General features: G+C 53.6%; 13 protein-coding genes, 2 rRNA genes and 1 pseudogene. 12 read left to right on the forward strand and 4 right to left on the reverse strand.

Annotated elements, in window-relative coordinates; all coding sequences use genetic code 11:
* The first annotated feature begins 16 nt into the window (after positions 1–16).
* The 8 genes and pseudogenes from proW to DAQ1742_RS15925 all read left to right on the forward strand — a co-directional run bounded on the left by proW (position 17) and on the right by DAQ1742_RS15925 (position 8292).
* On the forward strand, positions 17–1069 hold the full coding sequence (gene proW / locus DAQ1742_RS15890) for a glycine betaine/L-proline ABC transporter permease ProW (RefSeq protein ID WP_180706174.1): 1053 nt from the start codon (positions 17–19) through the stop codon (positions 1067–1069).
* Positions 1070–1165: 96 nt separating this feature from the next.
* Positions 1166–2200: a glycine betaine/L-proline ABC transporter substrate-binding protein ProX gene (gene proX, locus DAQ1742_RS15895; protein WP_180706340.1), complete on the forward strand. Its 1035-nt coding sequence runs from the start codon at positions 1166–1168 to the stop codon at positions 2198–2200.
* Between the two features lie 275 nt (positions 2201–2475).
* Positions 2476–3240, forward strand: coding sequence for an AzlC family ABC transporter permease (locus DAQ1742_RS15900; protein ID WP_035343812.1), 765 nt, complete (start codon positions 2476–2478; stop codon positions 3238–3240).
* Entirely contained in the window at positions 3237–3587 is a 351-nt protein-coding gene (ygaH, locus tag DAQ1742_RS15905; RefSeq protein WP_035343814.1) for an L-valine transporter subunit YgaH, read from the forward strand. Before DAQ1742_RS15900 ends, ygaH begins: the two co-directional genes overlap by 4 nt.
* 129 nt (positions 3588–3716) lie before the next feature.
* Entirely contained in the window at positions 3717–4229 is a 513-nt protein-coding gene (gene mprA / locus DAQ1742_RS15910) for a transcriptional repressor MprA (protein WP_035343816.1), read from the forward strand.
* A 166-nt stretch (positions 4230–4395) separates the two neighbouring features.
* Positions 4396–5571, forward strand: coding sequence for a multidrug efflux MFS transporter periplasmic adaptor subunit EmrA (emrA, locus tag DAQ1742_RS15915; protein WP_035343818.1), 1176 nt, complete (start codon positions 4396–4398; stop codon positions 5569–5571).
* Between the two features lie 17 nt (positions 5572–5588).
* Entirely contained in the window at positions 5589–7121 is a 1533-nt protein-coding gene (gene emrB / locus DAQ1742_RS15920) for a multidrug efflux MFS transporter permease subunit EmrB (RefSeq protein ID WP_035343820.1), read from the forward strand.
* A 147-nt stretch (positions 7122–7268) separates the two neighbouring features.
* A pseudogene (locus DAQ1742_RS15925) lies at positions 7269–8292 on the forward strand (transposase domain-containing protein).
* A 52-nt stretch (positions 8293–8344) separates the two neighbouring features.
* Here DAQ1742_RS15925 and DAQ1742_RS15930 read toward each other — a convergent pair.
* Entirely contained in the window at positions 8345–9436 is a 1092-nt protein-coding gene (locus DAQ1742_RS15930; RefSeq protein ID WP_035343822.1) for a tRNA/rRNA methyltransferase, read from the reverse strand.
* Between the two features lie 225 nt (positions 9437–9661).
* Here DAQ1742_RS15930 and trxC point away from each other — a divergent pair, with 225 nt between their 5' ends.
* The 4 genes from trxC to pssA all read left to right on the forward strand — a co-directional run bounded on the left by trxC (position 9662) and on the right by pssA (position 15148).
* Positions 9662–10087 carry a thioredoxin TrxC gene (gene trxC / locus DAQ1742_RS15935; RefSeq protein ID WP_035343824.1) on the forward strand — a complete coding sequence of 142 codons (426 nt, stop codon included), beginning with the start codon at positions 9662–9664 and terminating at the stop codon, positions 10085–10087.
* A 96-nt stretch (positions 10088–10183) separates the two neighbouring features.
* The gene (locus DAQ1742_RS15940) at positions 10184–10900 is read left to right on the forward strand and encodes a tRNA-uridine aminocarboxypropyltransferase (RefSeq protein ID WP_035343826.1); all 717 of its coding nucleotides are present in this window, start codon (positions 10184–10186) and stop codon (positions 10898–10900) included.
* Positions 10901–10971: 71 nt separating this feature from the next.
* Entirely contained in the window at positions 10972–13629 is a 2658-nt protein-coding gene (locus tag DAQ1742_RS15945) for a bifunctional acetate--CoA ligase family protein/GNAT family N-acetyltransferase (RefSeq protein ID WP_035343828.1), read from the forward strand.
* 163 nt (positions 13630–13792) lie between these two features.
* Positions 13793–15148: a CDP-diacylglycerol--serine O-phosphatidyltransferase gene (gene pssA, locus DAQ1742_RS15950; RefSeq protein WP_035343830.1), complete on the forward strand. Its 1356-nt coding sequence runs from the start codon at positions 13793–13795 to the stop codon at positions 15146–15148.
* Between the two features lie 97 nt (positions 15149–15245).
* Here pssA and DAQ1742_RS15955 read toward each other — a convergent pair whose 3' ends face one another.
* The 3 genes from DAQ1742_RS15955 to DAQ1742_RS15965 form a co-directional block, all read right to left on the reverse strand.
* On the reverse strand, positions 15246–16538 hold the full coding sequence (locus tag DAQ1742_RS15955) for an MFS family transporter (RefSeq protein WP_035343832.1): 1293 nt from the start codon (positions 16536–16538) through the stop codon (positions 15246–15248).
* Between the two features lie 336 nt (positions 16539–16874).
* Positions 16875–16990: ribosomal RNA gene (gene rrf / locus DAQ1742_RS15960) — 5S ribosomal RNA — on the reverse strand.
* A 118-nt stretch (positions 16991–17108) separates the two neighbouring features.
* Positions 17109–20017 (reverse strand): 23S ribosomal RNA (locus tag DAQ1742_RS15965).
* Between the last annotated feature and the right edge of the window lie 165 nt (positions 20018–20182).

Here is a 20182-nt window from a genome sequence, read left to right on the forward strand (position 1 = left end):
CCCCCTCACGACAGCCGTGCAGGCGACATCCGACACCACTCCTGACCCGTGGGCAACCTCATCACCGGTGACCGACACGGCAGCGGCGCAAGGCTCATCCGGCAACGCTGACTGGCTCAATAGCGTGCCGCCTGCAACGCAGGAGCCGTTTAGCCTGTCAGACCCGTTTCATCATCCCCTGATCCCGCTGGATAGCTGGGTTACCGGGGGCATTGACTGGCTGGTACTGCACTTTCGCCCGCTCTTTCAGGGCATTCGTGTCCCTGTCGATGTGATCCTCAACAGTTTTCAGCAACTGCTCAATAGCCTGCCCGCCCCGCTGACCATCCTGGTCTTTTCACTGCTGGCCTGGCAGATAGCCAGCGCCGGTATCGGCGCGCTGACGCTGACGTTACTGGTGATTATCGGTGCTATCGGAGCCTGGTCACAGGCCATGGTCACACTGTCACTGGTGCTTACTGCGCTGCTCTTTTGTGTCGCTATCGGCGCGCCGCTTGGCATCTGGCTGGCACGCAGCGATCGCGCAGCCCGCCTTGTGCGCCCGCTGCTTGATGCCATGCAAACCACGCCTGCATTTGTTTATCTGGTGCCGATTGTGATGCTGTTTGGCATCGGCAACGTGCCGGGCGTGGTCGTCACCATCATTTTCGCGCTGCCTCCGATGGTACGCCTGACAATTTTGGGCATCCGCCAGGTACCTGCCGATTTGCTGGAGGCAGCGGAATCATTCGGAGCCAGCCCACGTCAGATGTTGTTTAAAGTCCAGTTGCCGCTGGCGATGCCCACCATCATGGCAGGCATCAACCAGACACTGATGCTGGCGCTCTCCATGGTGGTCATCGCCTCCATGATTGCCGTTGGCGGCCTTGGGCAGATGGTGCTGCGTGGGATTGGCCGTCTGGATATGGGGCTGGCCTCGATTGGCGGCGCGGGCATCGTGATGCTGGCGATCATTCTTGACCGCCTGACGCAATCACTCGGCCGCGATGCGCGCAGCCGTGGCCCCCATCGCTGGTACCGGCACGGGCCAGTCGGACTACTAATGCGCCCGTTCGTCTCACGGGGATAATCGCCCGTTTGGCTGCCTGCAACACCGCGAACAGTGGTGCCCGCCATACCGCTACCGCACGATGCCGGGCACCGTCAAACCGATTAAGGAAATATGATGCGATATATCAACATAGCCACACTGGCACTGACGGCGTTACTCAGTGGCAGTCTGTTGGCCACCGATAACCTGACGACACTCGCGCATCCCGATGCCGACAAACGCCTGCCCGGCCAGGGCATCACCGTCAAACCGATACAAAGCACGCTATCTGAAGAGACATTTCAGACATTGCTGGTCAGCAAAGCGCTGGAAAAACTGGGCTACCGCGTCGAAAAGCCAAGCGAGGTAGACTACAACGTTGGCTATGCCTCAATTGCCAGCGGCGATGCCACCTTCACGGCAATCAACTGGCAGCCGCTACATGATGACATGTATCAGTCAGCAGGCGGTGACAACATCTTCTACCGCCAGGGTGTGTATGTTTCCGGTGCCGCTCAAGGGTATCTTATCGATAAGAAAACCGCCGAGCAGTACCAGATTACCCGCATCGATCAGCTTAAAGACCCGAAACTGGCCAGACTGTTTGATACCAATGGCGATGGCAAAGCCGATTTGACCGGCTGCAACCCGGATGGGGCTGTGAAGGCGTCAATCAATCACCAGATTCAGGCTTACGGCCTTGGCAACAGCGTGACCCATAATCAGGGGAATTATGCTGCCCTGATAGCTGATACCATTAGCCGTTATAAGCAGGGTAAACCCATTCTCTATTACACCTGGACACCGTACTGGGTGAGTGATGTGCTGCGGCCAGGGCGTGATGTGGTCTGGTTACAGGTTCCTTTCTCTTCGCTCCCCGGCGTACAAAAAAATATCCAGACAGCCCTGCCTGGCGGTGCCAATTACGGCTTTCCGGTCAGCCAAATGCGGATTGTGGCCAACAAGGTATGGGCACAAAAAAACCCGGCTGCCGCAACGTTGTTCGCCATCATGACCTTGCCATTGGCGGATGTGAATGCACAAAACCTGCGTATGCGTCAGGGAGAGTCCTCCGCGCAAGCCATTGAACGCCATGTTGAGGGTTGGATAGGGGCACATCAGGCATTGTTTGACGGCTGGATAGCCCGTGCGCGTGCAGCGGTGAAGTAACGCTACAGCGCCGTGTCACCGCGACCTCAGCAGCCGGTCGCGGTTATCACGTTGCCGTCATGGTGACCAGGTTCAGCCGTGATACCGATAAGTTTTTCAGATTGACTGATAAAATACCTGATTATTTTCGGGTGAATTTATAAGATAAATTGCTGGATTCTGTGGCGTGACTGTTCAATACTAAACTACTTAGCTCAATTTAACAGTGAGTTAACGTCTCGATCAGGTCGTTTATCCAACCACTACCGGCAACGATTGGTACCGATGATTTTTTCATGTTAAGGACAGACCCAGATACCGTGAAACCGCTTTCTTCCAGCCAGGCTCCCTCTGCGACAGAGGCCTCATTTGCCCGCGGCGTATTTGACAGCCTGCCGATTGTTATTGGCTATGTTCCCGTCGCCTTTGCTTTCGGGCTCAATGCGGTAAAACTGGGTTTTACACCGCTGGACGCGATTTTCCTCTCCTGCATTATTTATGCCGGAGCCAGTCAATTCGTGATTACCGCGCTCCTGAGCGCCGGAGCCTCGCTCTGGGTCGCCGCCCTCACGGTCATGGCAATGGATATCCGCCATGTGCTCTACGGCCCTTCGCTGCGCCAGCGCATCACTCAGCGCCTGCCTACCAGGAAAACGCCGTGGTGGGCATTTGGTTTAACCGATGAAGTTTTTGCCGCCGCTACCGCCAGGCTCTCGCGCCGTCATTCCGGCTGGAGCGAACACTGGATGTTGGGGGTGGCAATCAGCGCATGGCTGTCCTGGGTGGCCGGAACGGTACTGGGTGCTCACTTCGGTAATGGCCCACTGGCCGAATTTCCGGCGGTGGAGTCAGCACTGGCATTTATGTTACCCGCTCTGTTTCTGAGCTTTCTGCTGTCATCCTTTCGTCGTCGTCAAAGTCTGGTGGTCGCGGCGGCACTCGGCGGTGCGCTGCTGGGATTGCTGGCCTCATCGATTCCGGCTGCAATCCTGGCAGGCATTGGCTGCGGTTGCCTGGCCTCTCTGGCCCCACAGCGCACAGAAAGGGAAACATCATCATGAATACTTCAGTGATATTGATTGGTTTATTGGTGGGAACCGTCAATTTTTTATTTCGCTATCTGCCGCTGCACGTCGGTGGTAGCCGGTCAGGCCGGCTGTACCGGGGGAAGATGGCCTTATTGCTCGATAGCATCGGCATTGCGTCTATTTGTGCATTGCTGGTTGTGTCAAGCGTACCGGAGGTTCTGCGTCACGCTGACAGAGTGCTGCCAACGCTGGCGGGGTTTACCCTGCTAACACTGTGTTTTTACAAGACTCGCAGCATCGTGCTCTCAACTTTGTTGGGTGCGCTGTGTTATGGGCTGGTATTCAAGGTGCTTCACATGCTGCCCGCAACTGGCGTCTAAATGGCGACGGGTTAACGTCGATACGTTTTCGGCCCGCAGCAAAATAAGCACTAATCGACAAGTTTCTCGCATTTACCCAATTAGTAACATTGGTTACTATACTGGTCGTGATTAATGAGGTTGACATCTATGGAAAGTTCATTCGCCCCAATTGAAGATATGCTACGTATGCGGGCTTCACGCCGCCCTGATTTTCCGCTCAAGGAAGTAATGCTGCTGCGTTTGTTTTTGCATATGCAAACCAAAATACTGGAACACCGTAATCAAATGCTTAAAGAGCAGGATATCAATGAAACCCTGTTCATGGCGCTGATTACACTGGAGTCACAGGAGAATTACTGTATCCAGCCGTCAGAGCTGAGCGCCGCGCTTGGCTCCTCTCGTACCAATGCCACCCGCATCGCGGATGAACTGGAAAAACGCGGCTGGATTGAGCGGCGTGAAAGCGACAGCGACCGCCGCTGCCTTTACCTGTACATGACAGAAAAAGGCAAAGCGTTTCTCGATGAGTTGCTGCCGCCGCAGCATCGCAGCCTGCATATTCTTTGCTCTGTGCTTGAAGACAACGAACGAGAACAACTGGACGGGCTGATGCGCAAATTGCTGTTACGCCTGGATGAAATGGAACAAAACGGCGTTTAGCACCTGTAGCAGCACCGACACAGACCACTCTTTTCGTTACCCTGCAAACCCTCGTGGTTTGCAGGTTGCGTTGTATTCGTCACCACCACAGCCATGATGTCGCCATGAACGGCAATCGAAAGGCCATGAAAGGCCGCAAAAAAAGAACGTTAATCAGGAGAGAATTATGAGTGCCAACGTGGAAAGTCAGACCCCCTCTGCCACGCCGCATAAAGCGAAAAAATCGCGCAAAGGGATGCTGACGCTATTAATGATAGTGTTCATCTTTATCGGTTGTATCTGGTTTGCCTATTGGTATTTGGTGTTGCAACACCACCAGGAAACGGACGATGCCTATGTTGCAGGCAATCAGGTGCAAATTATGTCGCAGGTCAGCGGCAGTGTTATCCGCGTCAATGTAGATAATACGGATGTGGTTAAAAAAGGCGACGTGCTGGTCGAACTTGACCCGACTGATGCCGAGCAGGCCTTTGCCCGCGCACAAACCACGCTGGCCAATAGTGTGCGTCAGGTGCACCAGCAGATGATCAACGTGCGCCAGTACCAAGCGAATATCGAACTGCAACAAATCGCGCTCGATAAAGCGGTAAATGACCTCAATCGCCGTGAAGTGCTGGGGCGCGCTAACGCAATTGGCCGCGAAGACCTGCAACACGCCCGCGATCAGGTTGCCAGCGCCAGAGCCTCGCTGGAGGCGGCCAAACATCAATACGCCGCCACACAGGCATTGGTGTTAAACACGCCGCTGGAACAACAACCGGCAATCGCTCAGGCGGCAACTGACCTGCGCAGCGCGTGGCTGGCGCTCAAACGTACCCATATCGTCAGCCCGGTTGAGGGTTATGTCTCGCGCCGTAGTGTGCAGGTGGGGGCCAGAATTGGCAGCACCTCAGCACTGATGGCCGTCGTCCCGGCCGCACCACTTTGGGTTGATGCCAATTTCAAAGAAACCCAGTTAGCCAATATGCGCATCGGCCAGCCAGCGACCGTCATCAGTGACGTCTATGGCGACAAAGTCGTGTACAAAGGCAAAGTGGTCGGGCTCGACATGGGCACCGGCAGCGCCTTCTCACTGCTGCCTGCCCAAAATGCCACCGGCAACTGGATTAAAGTGGTACAGCGTCTGCCGGTACGTATTGAGCTTGATGCCCGACAACTGGCAGACAACCCGCTGCGTATTGGTTTGTCGATGCTGGTTAACGTGGATACCGCCAATAGCGAAGGCAAAGTATTGGCCGATACGCCGCGCAATACGCCCGCCTACCAAAGCGATGCGCTGGAGCTGGAGCTGGCACCGGTTGACCAGTTGATTGCCCGTATCATCAGTGACAACGCGGACTGAACGCCAGGGAGAGCTGCGTGATGAGAAAACCGCTTGAAGGAATGACGCTGGCTCTGATGACCATCGCCCTGTCACTGGCCACGTTTATGCAGGTGCTGGACTCCACCATCGCCAACGTGGCCATACCGACGATTGCCGGGAATCTGGGAGCTTCCAACTCACAGGGTACCTGGGTCATCACCTCGTTTGGGGTAGCCAATGCTATCTCCATTCCGATTACTGGCTGGCTGGCCAAACGCTTTGGTGAAGTACGGCTGTTTGTCTGGGCTACTGCCCTCTTTACCCTCACCTCCTGGCTGTGTGGCATGTCTACCAGCCTGGAGATGCTTATCTTCTCAAGGATGCTGCAAGGGCTGGTCGCCGGGCCGATTATTCCGCTGTCGCAAAGCCTGCTGCTCAATAACTACCCGCCTGCCAAGCGCGGTATTGCGCTGGCACTGTGGTCGATGACCGTGGTCGTGGCCCCTATTTTCGGCCCGATTCTGGGCGGCTTTATCAGTGACAATTACCACTGGGGATGGATCTTTTTCATCAATGTGCCGCTCGGCATTCTGGTGGTGCTGGTCACGCTGCAAACCTTGCGCGGGCGCGAGACTAAAACGGAAATCCGCCCCATTGATAGCATGGGGCTGGTGCTGCTGGCCGCCGGTATCGGTAGCCTGCAAATGATGCTGGATAGGGGCAAAGAGCTGGACTGGTTCAACTCCACCGAAATAATAGTGCTGGCCGCCGTGGCGGTGGTGTCACTGTCGGTGCTGGTGGTATGGGAGTTGACGGACGACCATCCGGTGGTGGATTTGTCACTGTTCAAGATGCGGAACTTCACCATTGGCTGCCTGTGTACCAGTCTCGCCTTTATGCTCTACTTCGGGGCGATTGTGCTGTTGCCACAGTTGCTTCAGGTGGTGTTTGGCTACACCGCCACCTGGGCCGGGCTCGCTTCCGCTCCCGTCGGATTGATGCCGGTTCTCCTCTCACCCATCATCGGCAAGTTCATGCATAAACTGGATATGCGCCGTCTGGTGACGTTCAGTTTTATCATGTATGCCGTCTGTTTCTACTGGCGTGCTTATACCTTTGAACCGGCAATGGATTTCGGCGCATCGGCCTGGCCGCAATTCGTTCAGGGGTTTGCCGTGGCGTGCTTCTTTATGCCGCTGACCACCATTACCCTCTCCGGCCTGCCGCCTGAGCGCATGGCCGCCGCCTCCAGCCTGTTCAATTTCGCCCGTACATTGGCAGGCTCGATTGGGACATCCATCACCACCACGCTGTGGGAGCGGCGCGAAGCACTGCATCATGAACACCTGACAGAGGCTATCAACCCTTATAACCCGGTGGCGCAGCAAACCTATCAGCAACTTGAGGCGATGGGGATGAGCCAGCAACAGGTGTCCGGTTATCTGGCCCAGCAGGTGACAGCACAAGGGCTTATCATTGGCGCAAATGAGATCTTCTGGCTCTCCGCCGGGGTTTTTGTGGTGCTGATTGTGTTGGTCTGGTTTGCCAAACCCCCATTTGGCAGCCATTCAGCCGGTGGCGCACACTGAGTCTTTGCCGGGGTTAAGGTGAGTCAACGCTGACAAAAAAATAAGGTGGCATACGCCTAATGCCGATCAGTTAAGACAAAAATGATCGGTTGAACGATCCGGCAGTTCTGCAAGAATCCGTAATCTCTCAAGGATTACGGATTTTTTATGCTTCTCAGCCAGGCGTTGGACACCCTCCACCCATTTACTCCTCAGGAGTTCGCAGTCCCTTCAGACCGCCTTTCTCCTGAACTGATTGATGAGTGCCTTGCCGATACCGGCGTGGTCACATTACGTAAACGCCGACTGTCGATGGAAATGATGGTCTGAGCCGTGATGGGAATGTCACTTTTTCGTTCCCATTCAATGAACCAGCTCGTGTCTCATCTGGACATTCTGCTGCCGGGGAAACGACCCTTTGTCGCGCCCAGTGCCGTTGTTCAGGCTCGCCAGCGACCCGGTGAAGACGTCGTCCGGTTAATGTTTGAGAAAACTCAGCGCCTGTGGTTTGAGAAAACACCCCTGTCTCACCGGAACGGAAAGGCACTGGATGCTGCCACTGCGTAAAGGCGCTCAGTACCGTGTTGTACGCAAGTCAGGTGCCGGGCAGGAACTGGTGGAATTATCGTTATCGCCACAGGCGAAGAAAAAATGGCCGCTCGCGCCGCAGACGCTGACGCTGACGCTGACAGCAAGGCTTGTCAGCCAAGCGCTCAACGGCAAGGTGGTACAGATACTGACCTCCATGTGTGACCCGCTGAGGTATCCAAAATCGGATATTGTGGAGCTGTACAGTCATCGCCGGGAAATAGAGCATGGGTTCAGGGAGATGAAACAACATCTGCTGAATAATGAGCTAACGGTAAGAAGCAAAAAACCGGAGCTTGTGCGTCAGGAACGGTGGGGAGTGGCGCTGTCCTACAATCTTCTGAGGTTCATGATGGCACAGATGGCGTATAGCCTGAAAGGTGTGGAGCCTTATCAGATGAGTTTTAAACAGTCAGCGCTGTATCTGAAAAGTCAGTTGAGCCTGTTACCGGGTGTGGCACCGGGAAAAATCCCGTGAATAATGAAAGAGATAATGGCGATGACCCCGGGATTGGTTCTGCCGGAACGAAGAGCACGTCATTACCCCAGAGCGGTAAAAAAGAGGCCGCAACGTTATCCGTTGCGGCCTCCTTCAAAGGCTTAACTGACAAGCATTAGGCATACGCCACCTTGTTTTTTGATGCAGGCCTGCGTACTTACTCGTGGTTCTGCCGCCACCATTGCGCCAGCAGAATACCGGTTGCGACTGAAATATTCAGGCTTTCGACCTTACCGGTGCCGTCAATGGAGATTTTCATATCGCCCTGCTGCCAGGTGCTATCTAACAGGCCATCCCCTTCCTGCCCGAGCACAATCACCGTTTTGGCCGGTAATTCTACCTGTGATAAACGGCTTCCTTTGTGGCTGGAGGTGGTAACGATGGTATATCCTGCCGCGCGGAACTGCGCCAATTCCTCAATCAGGTTATCGGAATTGATGGCTTTTACATGCTCGGCTCCGCCTTCTGCCGTACGCACGGCTGCGCCAGACTCCAGCATGGCCGCATCACGCACCATCACGCCATTGACACCAAAATGCGCGCAGCTACGTACAATGCCACCCAGATTATGCGGGTTGCCGACATCTTCAAGCGCCAGCACACAGTCGGTTTCCCCGGCGGTTTTCAGGTACGTGGCGACATCCAGGCCACGGCGTTTTTTGATGATAAAACAGACGCCACCGTGATGTTCAGTGCCGGATGCCCGGGTCAGTTCATCTTCATCAACCACATGGTATGCTTTGCGGTTTGCGGCCATCCAGCGCAGCGTTTCACGAAAACGGGGGGTCACTTCCTGCAAAAACCAGCCGCGAACAATCGACTCCGGGCGGCTTAAAAACAGCGCCTGGCAGGCATTTTCGCCATAGACACGGGTCTCTTCCGTGCGCTGACGCCGCAACTGCTCGGGATCAATCTGGCTTTTGCCGCTGATGCCACCGTGATCCGGTGTGTCATCTGATGGGCGGGAGACGGTCTTCCACGGAGAGTCCACGCGGTCGGCGGCATCACGACGCACCGGGCGCTCACGCCGGTCTGACTCGCCACGCCACTTCGCACCGCCACCGGCATTATCTCGTCCGCCACGCGCGCCACCGTCACGCCCTTTATGGTGAGAACGGTTTTCCCCTTCACCACCACGGCGTTTATCGGCAGGCCGCTTCGTTTTACTGCTTTTATCGTCCGCAGTATCGTCACTGCGAACGTACATGACACGGACCTTACCGCCTTTCCCACTTAATGCATCGCTCATCTTGTTCTCCCCCTACACGCAGGGCGCGAAGATTACCCTATGTCCACCCAGTTAGCCACCGGCCCGATCATAAAAGTTCCACACTATTATAACCATTGGGTAAAACGCCTTGTGGTGATAACGCCACCTCACCATACTGACTCCCCTTACCGCCTTGCTCCTGCTCATGTACTCAGGCGTTAACTGTACAGGTTTTGTTCCGTTTTTGTTATTCGAGGTTTGCTTATGAATACGGTATGTTCATCTTGCCACGCCACCAACCGCCTGCCTGACAACACGACTCAGGCCCATTCGCATGCCAAATGCGGACGTTGTGGCGAGGCGCTGTTTAGCGGTGAAGTCATCAACGCGACAGAAAAAACACTGGATAAGCTACTGCAAGACTCGCTGCCGGTGGTGGTCGATTTCTGGGCTCCCTGGTGTGGGCCTTGCGTTAATTTTGCCCCGGTCTTTGAACATGTTGCCCACGAAAACGGCGAGAAAATCCGTTTTATCAAAGTCAATACACAAGACGAGCCCGAGCTCAGCGCCCGTTTTCGCATTCGCACTATTCCAACCATTATGCTGTTCCGGCAGGGGCAACTGGTCGATATGCTTGGTGGCGCACTGCCTAAGCCACAGTTTGAAAGCTGGCTTGCCGAATCACTCTAGCGCAACGGGTTTAGGGTTGCCCCGCCGGCTATCGCCGTGCCGGGGCTTCTGCCAGGCCGCACAGTCGTTTAGAATGGCGCTTTTCGGCGGAATATCATGACCGGTAACGCTGTCCTGCAACTGCGCCAGCAGCGCCTTGCGCTCTCTACCCGACCTTTTCGTGCCCGAGGCAGCCGCGTCATCCGCTGCCAGCGCTGCCTGCTGCCACAGGTTCACTGCCTGTGTGAAACACTCTCGCCCCATCCCGCCCGCAGCCGTTTTTGTCTGGTGATGTTCGATACCGAACCGATGAAACCCAGCAACACCGGCAGGCTGATTGCCGACATTCTGCCGGATACCACAGCGTTTTTATGGTCACGCACCACGCCTGACCCCCTGTTATTGCAGCTGTTACAAAGCGAAGCCTATCAACCGTGGCTGGTGTTTCTGGCGGACGGTGACGAACCGGGCCGGGAAATTCATCATCACCTGCCCGCAAGCGGCAAACCACCGCTCTTTGTCATGCTGGATGGCACCTGGCCGGAAGCACGTAAAATGTTTCGCAAAAGCCCTTATCTGGATGCATTACCCATTCTCTCATTGAGTGTGGACGCGCTTTCGTGTTACCAGTTGCGTGAAGCGAGTATGGCAGGCCAGCATTGCACGGCCGAAATCGCCATTGCACTGCTGCAACAAGCCGGTGATACCGGGGCAGCCCACGCACTGGCCAGCCATTTTGACCGCTTTCGCCAGCATTACCTGGCAGGCAAAGCTCATCACGCAAAAAAGAAAATTTTACCGACGGTCACAGCGCAAACGCCAACAGACGTCTAACATCCATCGGGTGTCTTTCTCCGATATCCGATAACAACAGGGTATCTGGTATCGTCTAACAGGAGTTGCGGATGAGTCAGCGTGGATTAGAAGCATTATTACGCCCCCGTACTATTGCCGTCATCGGTGCCTCAGAAAAGCCGGGGCGTGCCGGATTCCTGATGATGCGTAACCTGCTTGATGGCGGTTTCAACGGCCCGGTGCTGCCTGTCACGCCCAAATACCGCGCGGTGTGTGGTGTGCTGGCCTATGCGAATGTCGCCAGCCTGCCGATGACACCGGACCTTGCGGTTATCTGTACCCGGGCGGAGCGCAACCTGTCGCTGCTTGAAGCGTTGGGAGAGCGGGGGTGTAAGACCGTGATTATCCTCTCCGCTCCTCCCGCACAATTTCCGGCATTAAAAACCTGCGCCGCCCGTTATGCCATGCGGCTGCTTGGCCCGAACAGCCTCGGCTTGCTGGCTCCCTGGCAAGGGCTTAACGCCAGTTTTTCCCCCGTGCCGATTCTCAAAGGCAAGCTGGCGTTTATCTCTCAATCGGCGGCGGTGTCGAATACCGTACTTGACTGGGCACAACAGCGAGGCATCGGTTTTTCCTACTTTATTGCCCTTGGCGACAGCATAGATATCGATGTGGATGACCTGCTCGATTTTCTGGCTCGAGACGGCAAAACCAGCGCTATTCTGCTGCATCTTGAACACATCAGCGATGCCCGGCGCTTTTTGTCTTCCGCACGCAGCGCATCACGCAATAAACCGATTCTGGTTATCAAAAGCGGCCGCAGCCAGCAGGCGCAACAACTGCTGCACGGCGCTGAGCATGGAATGGATGCCGCCTACGATGCCGCCATTCAGCGTGCGGGGTTACTGCGAGTGCAGGATACCCACGAGCTGTTCTCTGCGGTAGAAACCCTGAGCCACTTGCGCCCGCTACGCGGAGAACGGCTGCTGATAGTCAGCAACGGCGCGTCTCCGGCGGCACAATCACTCGACCAGTTGATTGCCAGACAAGGCAAGCTCGCGCCCCTGAGCGAGGAAACCCGGCAGGCACTTCGCGCGGTATTACCCGATACCGTCACCATCAGTAATCCGCTGGATTTGCGCGATGATGCGACGCCAGCACGCTATCAGGCCACCGTCGCCACACTCCTTGACAGCGATGACTATGATGCCCTGCTGCTGATTCATGCCCCCAGTGCCGCCGCCCCTGGCACCGAGAGTGCGCAGCACATCATTCAACTGTTACAGCAGCACCCGCGCGGCAAGCGTATTACGTTGTTAACCAACTGGTGTGGCGAATTTTCCTCGCAGGAAGCAAGGCGACTGTTTAACGAAGCTGGCATCCCTACCTACCGCACACCGGAAGGGGCGGTTACTGCATTTATGCATATCGTCGAGTATCGCCGTAATCAGAAACAGCTCAAGGAAACCCCCTCGCTGCCGCCTGATCTCAGCGCCAATACGGCGCAAGCACATCAGTTAATCAATCAGGCCTTGCAGGAAGGCGCAACCCAGCTTGATACTCACGAAGTGCAGCCGATCCTGCAAGCCTATGGCCTGAATACCCTGCCAACCTGGATTGCCAGTGACAGCACAGAAGCGGTGTATATTGCTGAAAAAATTGGCTATCCCGTCGCGCTGAAACTGCGCTCACCCGATATTCCCCATAAATCGGAAATTCAGGGGGTAATGCTTTACCTGCAAAACGCCAGAGAGGTGCAACTGGCCGCAGAAGCCATGCTGGAGAGAGCACGCCAGAGCACCCCTCAGGCACGCATTGACGGACTGGTAGTACAAGGCATGGCTAACCGAACCGGCGCTCTGGAGCTGCGCATTGCCGTCGAGCAGGATGCCATTTTCGGCCCGGTCATCTTGCTGGGAGAAGGGGGAACACAATGGCACCGGGAAACACAGGCCGCCGTGGCGCTCCCGCCGCTCAATATGGCACTGGCACGTTACCTGATTGTCCAGGCACTAAAAAGCGGCAAGATACGTAGCCGCAATGCGCTAAAACCCCTTGATATTTCAGCATTTAGCCGCTTGCTGGTGCAGGTTTCCAACCTGATTCTGGATTGCCCGGAAATTACGCGGCTGGATATTCATCCGCTGCTGGCGAATGGCGCAGAGTTCACGTTGCTGGATGTCACGCTGCATTTGGCTGCCTTTCGTGGCGACCCACAATCTCGCCTTTCCATTCGCCCTTACCCACAAGAGCTGGAAGAGAATGTGCAGTTAAAAGACGAAACAACCTGTTTGTTTCGCCCCATTCTGCCCGAAGACGAACCGCTGCTGGAGCGTTTTATCAGTAAAGTCACCCGTGAAGATCTCTACTACCGGTATTTTAGTGAGATCAATGAATTTACCCATGATGATTTGGCAAACATGACGCAGATTGATTATGACCGAGAAATGGCGTTTATCGCCCTGCGGCCTGATGTTAATGGCAACAATGAAATCATCGGTGTGACACGCGCCATTGCTGACCCGGATAACATCAGTGCAGAATTTGCCGTATTGGTACGCTCTGATTTAAAAGGCCTGGGGCTTGGCAGAAAACTACTGGCAAAGCTGATTGATTATGCACGGACACACGGCCTTAACCGGCTCAATGGTATTACCATGCCGCATAATCAGGGGATGATTACGCTGGCAAGAAAACTGGGGTTCAGTGTGGACGTACAACTGGAAGACGGGATTGTCACGCTGGAATTGCCGCTGACCACGCCATAATGTGTCAGATAAAAGCGCCCAGATGCGCGCAAGATCTCGCCACAAGCAGCAAAACCTGCTCACAACGCCCGCCAAGTAGTGGTATTATCGCCCGATTCGGCTATGCCTTAACGTTTATTATGACCCCCCGGTCATCCTACGATGAGAGAAGAATCGCACTGTGATGTTGTCAAAACTCAAGCGAATCAAATATCAACAACACCTTGCACAACTGCCTAAGATCCCTCAGTCTGCCGACGACGTTCAGACGTTGTACAGCCCGGCACTTTTCCGTACCACGCTGACAGAACGGATTCTCCAGGCCAAAAAACGTATCTATGTGGTGGCGTTGTATTTAGAACACGATGATGGCGGCGAGGCGATTTTATCCGCTATCTATCAGGCTAAACGCCAGTGTCCATCGCTGGAAATTGCTGTGCTGGTTGACTGGCACCGTGCGCAGCGCGGGCGTATTGGTGCCGCCGCCGCCAGTACCAATGCCGACTGGTACGCTGAAATGGCGCAACAGCATAGCGACGCGCCGCTACCTGTCTATGGTGTTCCGGTCAACACCCGCGAAGCGCTCGGCGTCCTGCACCTGAAAGGGTTCATTATTGATGATACCGTACTCTATAGCGGTGCCAGCCTGAATGATGTTTATCTCCATCAGCATGAAAAATACCGTTATGACCGCTATCAACTGATTAATAATGCCACGCTGGCAGATGTCATGGCCCGGTATGTACAAGAGTTATTGACTGCCTCTGCCGTGCAGCGGCTCGACAGCACTGTTCGCCCTAAAACAGTAGAGATTAAAAATGATATCCGCCAGTTTCGCCATGCGCTGCGTTCCACAACGTATTCAATACCCAATGTTGGTGATAACAACCATCAACTGACCGTCACCCCACTGGTTGGGTTGGGTAAACAGAGTCCGCTGAATCAAACCATTCATCATTTGATGTACTGTACCGAGCAGCGCCTTATTATGTGTACGCCTTATTTCAATCTGCCCGCGCTACTGGTACGCAACGTCATTCGCCTGCTACGCAATGGCAAGCAAATTGAAATTATTATTGGCGATAAGACAGCGAATGATTTTTTTATCCCAGAAGATCAACCGTTCAGAATTATTGGTATCCTGCCTTATCTGTATGAAACCAATTTACGGCGTTTCATGAGTCGGTTACAAAAATATATTGATAACAACCAGTTGATTATACGACTGTGGAAAAATGGCGATAACAGTTTTCATCTAAAAGGGATGTGGATTGATGAAGAATGGCAATTGCTCACCGGCAATAATTTAAATCCGCGCGCCTGGCGTCTGGATCTCGAAAATGCCATTCTTATTCACGACCCTGAGCAAAAACTCCAACTCCAGCGGCAACAAGAGCTTGATTGCATCCGCACACATACTCAGGTGATATCACACTATGAGCAATTGCAAAGCATCGCGCAATATCCGGTAAAAGTCAGGAAACTTATCCGCCGCTTGCGCCGTATCCGTATAGATCGCCTAATCAGTCGCATATTGTGATAAGTCATTAGAAATATAGCCGGTGTACCACATCGGCTACATTTTTCTGAAAGGCTAACGTTCTGAAACGTGAGATCTACACATAATCATTGGCAAATTATAGCGTTTCACCTTTACCTTTATGATGCAGCCCCAGTGAAACCAAAAATGCCAATGCGCCCATCATAGAGACGTACCAGAAAAAGCTGGACTCTGTTCCCCACGATTTTAATAACAACGCAACGTATTCCGCTGAGCCACCGAATAAAGCATTCGCTACAGCATATGATAAGCCAACACCTAATGCGCGAACCTCAGGAGGGAACATTTCTGCCTTAAGAATACCGCTGATTGAGGTATAAAAGCTTACAATAACCAGTGCGAGCATAATCAGCGAAAATGCCAATAACGGATCAGTAACACTATGTAGCGTTGAGAGAATCGGCACGGTCAGCAATGCAGAGAGAGCACCGAAACACAACATAGAGCGGCGACGGCCTATTTTGTCCGATAATGCACCAAATAAAGGCTGGAGCAACATAAAAACAAACAACGCCAGCGTCATTAAATTACTGGCTGATTTAGTACCCATGCCTACCGTGTTTACCAGATACTTTTGCATATACGTGGTATAGGTATAAAAACTGAGTGAACCACCGGCAGTGAACCCTAAAACCATAATAAATGCCCGACGGTTTTGCCACAATGCACGTAATGATCCGGCATCTTTACGTGAACGCGTATTATCATCAGACGTTTCATTAAGCGAACGTCGTAAAAATAATGCGACTACCGCCAACGCAGCACCTAAAGCAAATGGAATACGCCATCCCCATGAGCGTAATTCCACATCAGAGAGTACCTGCTGTAAAATAACGACAACCAGTAACGCCAATAATTGGCCACCAATTAACGTGACATACTGAAAAGAAGCATAAAAACCTTTACGCCCGGCTACTGCCACTTCGCTCATATAGGTAGCGCTGGTACCATATTCACCACCGACGGACAGGCCCTGAAATAAACGAGCAATTAGCAACAATGCAGGAGCCCAGACACCAATACTGTCATAGCCAGGAAGGCAGGCTATGACCAGCGACCCGAAGCACATCATACATACCGAAATTAACATAGACTTTTTACGACCATGTTTATCGGCGATATAGCCAAATAACCACCCACCGATTGGCCGCATCAAAAAGCCTGCGGCAAAAACACCCGCAGTCTGCAACAGTTGTGTAGTGCTATTGCCTGTAGGGAAAAAGACATGCGCAAAATAAAGCGAACAAAATGAATAAACATAAAAATCAAACCACTCCACCAAATTACCTGATGAAGCGCCCACTATTGCCCAAATGCGCTGACGGGTACCAGCAGCCAGATTTCTATCCTGAGGTTTTATTGTATTCATCTCTGCCTATCCTTATCATCTGCTATCCAGTAATTACTTATAGCAGAGAAAAGCCAACAGACACGATACATCAATATATTGACAGCATTATATTAATAACAATAACTACAGCCAGATACCAATATAGATAAACAACGTACAGGCAGGAGAGCGGGGGGCGGAAAACGATTTACAACCAAGATAACACCACGCGAAACAAGGCGGCCAAAACCAGCGCAGTGGCCGCCGCAGAGTTAAACCGTTACCGCAAAAAGCATACAACGGGTGTAAAACCACACAAAAACCATAAAAAACAAAAGGCCCGGTCTTTCGACCGGGCCCTTCGCTCTGTTTGATGCCTGGCAGTTCCCTACTCTCGCATGGGGAGACCCCACACTACCATCGGCGCTACGGCGTTTCACTTCTGAGTTCGGCATGGGGTCAGGTGGGACCACCGCGCTGTCGCCGCCAGGCAAATTCGTTTCATTCCGGCCGTCATGCTCCGCTTTCGCTTACACACAACCACCCGAACCAATCTCTGAACAAGCTGAATCTCTTCTTTCCGTCTCTCTAAAACACCTTCGGTGTTGTAAGGTTAAGCCTCTCGGGTCATTAGTACTGGTTAGCTCAACGCATCGCTGCGCTTACACACCCAGCCTATCAACGTCTTCGTCTTAAACGTCCCTTCAGGGGAATCAAGTTCCCAGGGAAGACTCATCTCGGGGCAAGTTTCCCGCTTAGATGCTTTCAGCGGTTATCTCTTCCGCACGTAGCTACCGGGCAGTGCCATTGGCATGACAACCCGAACACCAGTGGTGCGTTCACTCCGGTCCTCTCGTACTAGGAGCAACCCCCCTCAATCTTCCAACGCCCACGGCAGATAGGGACCGAACTGTCTCACGACGTTCTAAACCCAGCTCGCGTACCACTTTAAATGGCGAACAGCCATACCCTTGGGACCTACTTCAGCCCCAGGATGTGATGAGCCGACATCGAGGTGCCAAACACCGCCGTCGATATGAACTCTTGGGCGGTATCAGCCTGTTATCCCCGGAGTACCTTTTATCCGTTGAGCGATGGCCCTTCCATTCAGAACCACCGGATCACTAAGACCTGCTTTCGCACCTGCTCGAGCCGTCACTCTCGCAGTCAAGCTAGCTTATGCCTTTGCACTAACCTCCTGATGTCCGACCAGGATTAGCTAACCTTCGTGCTCCTCCGTTACTCTTTGGGAGGAGACCGCCCCAGTCAAACTACCCACCAGACACTGTCCCCAGTCCGGATTACGGACCCAGGTTAGAACATCAAACATTAAAGGGTGGTATTTCAAGGTCGGCTCCATGCAGACTGGCGTCCACACTTCAAAGCCTCCCACCTATCCTACACATCAAGGCTCAAGGTTCAGTGTCAAGCTATAGTAAAGGTTCACGGGGTCTTTCCGTCTTGCCGCGGGTACACTGCATCTTCACAGCGAGTTCAATTTCACTGAGTCTCGGGTGGAGACAGCCTGGCCATCATTACGCCATTCGTGCAGGTCGGAACTTACCCGACAAGGAATTTCGCTACCTTAGGACCGTTATAGTTACGGCCGCCGTTTACCGGGGCTTCGATCAAGAGCTTCGCCTTGCGGCTGACCCCATCAATTAACCTTCCGGCACCGGGCAGGCGTCACACCGTATACGTCCACTTTCGTGTTTGCACAGTGCTGTGTTTTTATTAAACAGTTGCAGCCAGCTGGTATCTGCGACTCCCGTCAGCTCCGTCCGCGAGGGACTTCACCCACAGGAGCGTGCCTTCTCCCGAAGTTACGGCACCATTTTGCCTAGTTCCTTCACCCGAGTTCTCTCAAGCGCCTGAGTATTCTCTACCTGACCACCTGTGTCGGTTTGGGGTACGATTTAATGTTACCTGATGCTTAGAGGCTTTTCCTGGAAGCAGGGCATCTGTCACTTCAGCACCGTAGTGCCTCGTCATCACGCCTCAGTGTTGACAGCAGACCGGATTTGCCTGGTCCACCCACCTTCACGCTTAAACCGGGACAACCGTCGCCCGGATGACATAGCCTTCTCCGTCCCCCCTTCGCAGTAACACCAAGTACAGGAATATTAACCTGTTTCCCATCGACTACGCTTTTCAGCCTCGCCTTAGGGGTCGACTCACCCTGCCCCGATTAACGTTGGACAGGAACCCTTGGTCTTCCGGCGTGCGGGTTTTTCACCCGCATTATCGTTACTTATGTCAGCATTCGCACTTCTGATACCTCCAGCAGCCCTCACAGGCCACCTTCACAGGCTTACAGAACGCTCCCCTACCCAACAACACATAGTGTCGCTGCCGCAGCTTCGGTGCATGGTTTTAGCCCCGTTACATCTTCCGCGCAGGCCGACTCGACCAGTGAGCTATTACGCTTTCTTTAAATGATGGCTGCTTCTAAGCCAACATCCTGGCTGTCTGGGCCTTCCCACATCGTTTCCCACTTAACCATGACTTTGGGACCTTAGCTGGCGGTCTGGGTTGTTTCCCTCTTCACGACGGACGTTAGCACCCGCCGTGTGTCTCCCGTGATAACATTCTTCGGTATTCGCAGTTTGCATCGGGTTGGTAAGCCGGGATGGCCCCCTAGCCGAAACAGTGCTCTACCCCCGAAGATGAATTCACGAGGCGCTACCTAAATAGCTTTCGGGGAGAACCAGCTATCTCCCGGTTTGATTGGCCTTTCACCCCCAGCCACAAGTCATCCGCTAATTTTTCAACATTAGTCGGTTCGGTCCTCCAGTTAGTGTTACCCAACCTTCAACCTGCCCATGGCTAGATCACCGGGTTTCGGGTCTATACCCTGCAACTTAACGCCCAGTTAAGACTCGGTTTCCCTGCGGCTCCCCTATTCGGTTAACCTTGCTACAGAATATAAGTCGCTGACCCATTATACAAAAGGTACGCAGTCACCCTGATAAATCAAGGCTCCCACTGCTTGTACGTACACGGTTTCAGGTTCTATTTCACTCCCCTCGCCGGGGTTCTTTTCGCCTTTCCCTCACGGTACTGGTTCACTATCGGTCAGTCAGGAGTATTTAGCCTTGGAGGATGGTCCCCCCATGTTCAGACAGGATACCACGTGTCCCGCCCTACTCGTCGAACTCACGGCCTGTGCATCTTCGTGTACGGGACTGTCACCCTGTACCGTGCGCCTTTCCAGACGCTTCCACTGACACACACGCCGATGATGGTTCTGGGCTCCTCCCCGTTCGCTCGCCGCTACTGGGGGAATCTCGGTTGATTTCTTTTCCTCGGGGTACTGAGATGTTTCAGTTCCCCCGGTTCGCCTCACACACCTATGAATTCAGTGTGTGATAGTGTGTCGAAACACACTGGGTTTCCCCATTCGGGTATCGTCGGGTATAACGGCTCATATCGCCTTGCCGACGCTTATCGCAGATTAGCACGCCCTTCATCGCCTCTGACTGCCTAGGCATCCACCGTGTACGCTTAGTCGCTTAACCTCACAACCCGAAGGTGTTTCGGGATGCAAGTTTTTGAGAGACTCGAACAACACATGCATTCTCATACACATGCTGTCGTTTCAATTTTTCAGCTTGTTCCAGATTGTTAAAGAGCAAGATAACGTAAACCTGACTATTGCTAATCAGCTTTAGGTTATCTTCGGG

The sequence above is a fragment of the Dickeya aquatica genome (assembly GCF_900095885.1).
Taxonomy (GTDB): domain Bacteria; phylum Pseudomonadota; class Gammaproteobacteria; order Enterobacterales; family Enterobacteriaceae; genus Dickeya; species Dickeya aquatica.